Here is a 5,602-nt window from a genome sequence, read left to right as displayed (position 1 = left end):
GGGGTGAGGCAGGTCGGCCAGCCGCTCGCCAATGGGGGGATGGCTCTGGCCCTTGAGGACGACCCAGCGGGGGGGCTGGGGGTCCATCTTGTTGACGCGGGCGGCCTTCACCAGCATGCGGCGGAACGCGTCGACGTCATGGGTGAGGCGCAGGGCATAGCGGTCCGCCTCGCGCTCTCGCTCGCGGGAGAAGGCCCCGGCGATGGGGCCGCCGACGAGCAGGACGGCGGAAAGCAGGAGGGAGAGCAGGGGGAGGGTGCGGATGTCCGCGAAGCGCGTGGTGCCGAACCAGCCGCGCGCGGACGCCACGCGCAGCATCCGGTCGATGGCGAAGAGGAGCGCCACCAGCGCCAGCGAGGAGGCGATGCGGCCGGGCCACTTCGGCTCGTGCACATGGCCGGCCTCGTGGGCCACTGCGGCGAGCACCTCGTCCTCGGTGAGCTCCTGCAGGATGATGTCGTTGAGGACGATGGTGCGCGTGGGGCCCTGGCCCGCGAAGTATGCCTGGAGCCGGCGCGAGGCGATGGAGGTCTTCTCCACCAGTACGTCGGAGAAGGCGATGTCCGCCTGGGTCATCAGCTCCGTCATCCGCGTGCGCAAAGGGCCCGAGGGGAGGGGCTCCTGCTCGAAGTAGAGGCGGCCCCGGTAGGGGTCCAACGCGGAGGAGACGAGCAGGAGGAGGGCGACGGGCACGCCCAGAATCCACCACCAGCGCCGCGTGCGACGGGCCAGTCCGTACAGGCCGATGACGAGCGCGGCGATGGCGAGCGCGCCCAGCAGGTGACCCTTGAGCATGTCCCGGGCGAAGGCGGCCGGGGTGTAGTTGGACATGCCGTGCTGGTGTTCCAGCGTGTACGCGAACCAGATGTCCACGGGCGCGTAGACGAGCTTCACGAACAGGTCCGTCATCAACGCGAAGATGACGGCCGCGCCCCAGCCCGGCTCACCCCACAGCCGGTCCATGGCGCTGAAGAAGGCGCGGCTGACGGGCGCGGTGCGCAGGAAGCCGAGCCGGCGCTCCAGGCCCGCGGCGAACGCCGTGGCCATGCGGAAGAAGGGCCGGACGAGCACGCCCAGCAGCAGCGCCAGCAGGGCCAGCCGCGCGAAGGGGTCCACCGCGGCCCGGACGTAGTAGGGCAGGTGGTAGGCGTGAATCTCCGCCAGTTGCTCGGGCGTGAAGAGGGGCTCCATGCGAGGGCCCCAGGCTACGCCGCGCGGCCCCTGGCTGCCCAGCCAGGGGGCTCCTCCGCTCTACGTATGGGGCTCCTGCTCGGAGGCGGGCGGGGCGGGAGCGGGCTCTCCCTCCGCGTCCGCCAGCAGCAGTGCCTTCACCTTGGCGAGGCTCTCACGCGTGCGGTCCACGAAGGCGCTCTGCGAGCCGATGCGCTCGGCCGTCTCCAGCGTGCGCTCGTAGATGTTGATGGACTTGGTGAGCAGCACCCGAATCTTCTTCCGCAGCTCCTGGCGGTAGACGACGGCCTCCTCGGCGTTGAGCTCCGAGGGAGCCGGGGAGCTGACCATCTGCGCGTAGAGGTCCTCGTACATCGCGCCAATCTGCGCGCCCGCGGCGGTGGCCCAGTAGCCGTTGCCCACGCGGATGGAGCGCAGGTAGTGGCCCTGCGCGGACAGGAGCAGCTCCGCCTTGTAGTTGAGGTCCTCGGCGAGCTTGTCGGCGCCCTTGGCCGGGTCCAGCTTCACGTTCTCGTAGTGCAGCCGGTACAGCTCCCCCATGAAGAAGTGCGCCTGCGCGGGGAAGTAGTCGTCCACCTCGTCCTTGTCGGCCAGGGCCTCGTAGGAGGAGATGGCCTTGCGCAGCGTCGCCTCCGCGGCGTCGGTGCGGCCCGCCTCCAGCTCGCAGACGCCCTGCTGCACCCGCGCCTCGATGCGGCGGTTGGCGGGAAGGTCCTCGCGCTCGGCCACGGTGGTCAGCACCGCGATGGCCTCGTCGTAGCGCTCCAGGTGGTACTGCGTCTCCGCCACGCGGAAGGACGCGTCCAGCGCGTCGCCCTGGCCCCTGGCCGGGTCCGCCAGCTCGGAGAAGCGGTGCCCCGCCTCCTCCCACTCCTTGAGGCGCTGGTGGGCGAGGCCCGCATTGTAGAGGGAAGCGCGGCGGTGCTGGCTGTTGGGGTGGAAGTCCACCAGCCGGCCGAAGTAGCGCGCCGCCTGCTTGAAGTCGTTGGCCGCGAACGCCGACGTCCCTCCGGCGAACAGCTCCTCGTCGTTGAGCTTGTCCAGCTCCAGGTCCGCCGTCACCGTCACGGCGTCGAACTGGAGCTCCTGCTTCACGGGGCCCGTCTCGGAGGACTCCGGACGCGCGGCGGCGCCCGTCGTCCGACATCCGGTGACGCCCAGTCCCAGGGCGACCACCCACCACCACCGGCTGACCGACATGTACGTTCGCTCGCTTCCCGTCACGGAATGCGCCTCCTGCCCTGCCGCCTCAGGACAACGCCCAGTCCCTCGGAGTTCCCACCGCGCGGGTGGGCGCGCCCAGTTTAATGCGTCCCCCCGCTCCGCGCCGCCTCGGCTGGTCGCTCGTCGGGCGGACCTCGCGTCAGAAGGTGTCGTCGCCGAGCAGGAAGCGGCCCGTCTGCCAGAGGCTGGTGATGTCGTGCACGTCCAGCCCGAAGCGCGGCACCTGAATCAGGGGGATGCCCGGGCAGGCGGCCTGGAGCTGGGCGATGCCACGTCCATCCTGCTCGGCGAGCACCTGCAACTCGCGCAGCGTCTCCTCCACCTTGGCGCGGCGGGTGGGCGTCAGCGTGGCCGCGTCCTGCCACATGGCCTCGGTGGGCAGCGGGTGGACGCGGTTCACCACCAGCGCCACCACCTCCATGCGGTGCTGCTTCAACAGGGTGCTGAAGTGGATGGCTTCATCCATGCGCTCGGGGTGCGGGCTCGTCACCAGCACGAAGCCCGTGGACGCATCCTCCAGCAGCGCCCTCACGCCGCGCGCCCGCTCGCGGAAGCCCTCGTTCATGCCGGACAGCGAGAGCATGAAGCTGGACAGCTCCTGGAGCATCTCCGTGCCGGTGAACTTGGACAGCGCGCGCAGCACGTAGCCGCTGCGGTTGAACAGCGACATGCCCAGCTTGCCCGCCTTCAGCGCGGGGGCCAGCAGCCACTTCGCCGCCTCATTGTCCAGGAAGTCCAGGACGCGGTTGGGCGCGTCGAGGAAGTCCAGCGCGTGCGCGGTGGGCGGCGTGTCCAGCACGACGAGTTCGTACTCGCCCTTGCGGCGCAGCTCCCACACCTTCTCCATGGCGATGTACTCCTGGCTGCCGGCCAGGGCGGTGGAGAGCGATTGGTAGAAGCGGTTGGCGAGGATGCGCTCGCGCTGGTCGGGCGGAGCGACGCGGGTGATGAGGTCATCCCACGTCTGCTTCATGTCCAGCATCATCGCGTGGAGCGACGCGCGGGCCGTCACGCCCAGCGGCTCCAGCGCGGAGGCCGGCACCTGCGTCTCCGCGTTGCCCAGCGCGGACAGGCCCAGCGAGTTGGCCAGGCGCTTCGCCGGGTCGATGGTGCACACCAGGCTGTCGCGGCCATCCACCGCCGCGCGCAGGCCCAGGGTGGCCGCCACCGTCGTCTTTCCGACACCGCCGGAGCCGACGCAGATGAGGACGCGCTTCTTGGCGAGCGCGGGACCCAGAGCCGTCGTGCTCACTTGTCCCCCATCACCAGTGCTTCGAGGTGGCCCATGACCTGTTCAATCGCGTCCCGCCCGAAGGTCGGGAGGTACAGCCGGGGGACGTTGAACACCGGCGCGTGGAGGTTGCGCTCCAGCTTGGTGCCCGCGAGCACCGTCAGCGAGGCGCGGTCGTGGTTCGCCTGCGCCACGCGGTGCAGCTCCGGGTGGTCCGCCAGCGCCTCCAGGTCCGCCTCCGTGAAGCGCTCTGGAATGGCCTGGTTGAGCACCGCCGCGTGCGTGCGGATGTGCACCTTGTCCTTCAGCGCGGCGTGCAGCTCCAGCGCCTCGTTCACCGGCATCTCCTCCGGGAGCGCCACCAGCACCGCCGCCGTCACCGCCGGGTCCACCAGCAAGTCCCTCATCTTCTGCGCCTCGCGCGACATGGGCCCCTGGGGCACCGTCTGCACGAGCACCTGCGGCACGCTGAGGAAGGAGATGGCGTGGCCCGTGGCCGGCGCGTCCAGGACGATGGTGTCGAAGCGCCACCGTCCGTCCGGCAGCTTCTCCTGCAGGTGGTACATGATCTTCCCCAGCAGGACGAGCTCCTGGAGGGACGGGATGAAGCGCAGGAAGTAGCGCACCAGCCGGTTCTCGAAGACGGTTTTGTAGAGGGCCTCGAAGCGCAGCACCATGAGGCCGTACTCGCGCATGGCCTCCTGCGGGCGCACGTCCACCGCCCAGAGGTTCTCCTCCAGCAGCTTCACTTCGGGGCCCGCGGCGGGGTGCTCCAGGAAGCGGCTGATGCGCTCCTGCGTGTTCACCTCGCACACCAGCGTCCTACGCCCCGCGCGCGCCGAGCGAAGGGCGAGCGCCGCGGCAACCGTGCTCTTGCCCACGCCGCCCTTGCCGGAGACGACCCACAACCGCTTGTCCAGGAGCCCTGCCATAAGAGAGCGGCGAACCGTAGGAACCGTGTCTCCCGGAGTCAACGCGTTTGGCCAGGAGGAGGTGCCCAACTTGACACGTCGCGTTGCCCCCTCGCAGAGTGCGGCGTCTTTTTCCTGACGTCCCGATGGCGGGGGGCTCCCGCACGGGTGAAGCTCCTGGTTCCCATGCTCAAGAACAACCCGGTGATGAAGAAGCTCGTGGAGACGGGCGAGGAGCGCGTCGGCAAGCTGGCGCAGCAGCTCCTGTCGAACGAGAAGTTCGTGTCGACGGTGCAGACGCTGGTGTCGAGCTCGCTGGCCGCGAAGGGCACGCTGGACAGCGCGCTGCGCTCGGCGCTGTCGGCCATGAACCTGCCGTCCACCGCGGACCTGGAGCAGCTTCGCTCGAAGGTGGACGACCTGGAGCGGCTGCTCGCGTCGGTGGAGAGCAAGGTGGACACCCTGTTGGCGCAGAAGGCGCCGTCGTCGAAGAAGTAAGCACCCGGAAGCGAGCCGGGGAGTCCAAGGCCCATGCGGCGCATCGCCTTCATCAACGAGAAGGGCGGCACCTGCAAGACGACGCTGGCGGTGAACACCGCCGCGTGGCTCGCACGGGAGCGGGACTTGCGGGTGTTGCTGGTGGACCTGGACACCCAGGGCCACGCCGGCAAGGCCCTGGGCCTGGACGTGCGCACGCTGCCTCGCAACGTCTTCCACCTGCTGACCGACGACGCCGTGCGCCTCCGGGACGTGGTGTATCCCTCGGCCGTGTCCGGCCTGGACGTGCTGCCCTCGTACAAGGAGATGGCGGACTTCCCCCTCGCCGTGGCGGGGGACGCGCGACGGGCCCACCGGCTGGCGGACAGGCTGGAGGCGGCCCGGGAGGCGGGCTACGACGCCGTCGTGTTCGACTCGCCGCCGTCCATGGGGCTCACCACGCGCAACATCCTCGTCGCCGCCACGGAGGTGGTGGTGCCCGTGGCGCTGACGTACCTGGCGCTGGATGGCTGCGCGGAGGTGGCGGACACGGTGCGGCAGGTGGGGG

The 5,602-nt window shown here is 70.2% G+C and carries 6 protein-coding genes; 2 read left to right on the top strand and 4 right to left on the bottom strand.

The features are described from left to right. The 4 genes from HUW62_RS45425 to HUW62_RS45410 all read right to left on the bottom strand — a co-directional run. A partial coding sequence (locus HUW62_RS45425; protein ID WP_176437995.1) for a M48 family metalloprotease occupies positions 1-1,191 on the bottom strand: 1,191 nt, incomplete at its 3' end. Between the two features lie 60 nt (positions 1,192-1,251). Beyond that, on the bottom strand, positions 1,252-2,391 hold the full coding sequence (locus HUW62_RS45420) for a tetratricopeptide repeat protein (protein ID WP_163865513.1): 1,140 nt from the start codon (positions 2,389-2,391) through the stop codon (positions 1,252-1,254). Positions 2,392-2,554: 163 nt separating this feature from the next. Further along, complete coding sequence (locus tag HUW62_RS45415; protein WP_163865417.1) at positions 2,555-3,667, bottom strand: ArsA-related P-loop ATPase; 1,113 nt, start codon at positions 3,665-3,667, stop codon at positions 2,555-2,557. Next, positions 3,664-4,578 carry an ArsA family ATPase gene (locus HUW62_RS45410; RefSeq protein WP_176437994.1) on the bottom strand — a complete coding sequence of 305 codons (915 nt, stop codon included), beginning with the start codon at positions 4,576-4,578 and terminating at the stop codon, positions 3,664-3,666. Before HUW62_RS45410 ends, HUW62_RS45415 begins: the two co-directional genes overlap by 4 nt. A gap of 165 nt (positions 4,579-4,743) precedes the next feature. Here HUW62_RS45410 and HUW62_RS45405 point away from each other — a divergent pair, with 165 nt between their 5' ends. Next, on the top strand, positions 4,744-5,055 hold the full coding sequence (locus tag HUW62_RS45405; RefSeq protein ID WP_163865512.1) for a hypothetical protein: 312 nt from the start codon (positions 4,744-4,746) through the stop codon (positions 5,053-5,055). A gap of 33 nt (positions 5,056-5,088) precedes the next feature. Further along, a partial coding sequence (locus HUW62_RS45400; RefSeq protein ID WP_176437993.1) for a ParA family protein occupies positions 5,089-5,602 on the top strand: 514 nt, incomplete at its 3' end.

It is taken from the genome of Myxococcus sp. AM011, from assembly GCF_013372595.1.
In the GTDB taxonomy this organism is placed as follows: domain Bacteria; phylum Myxococcota; class Myxococcia; order Myxococcales; family Myxococcaceae; genus Myxococcus; species Myxococcus eversor.
Note: the sequence above shows the minus strand (reverse complement) of the source record. Positions and strands in the feature narration are given on the sequence as shown.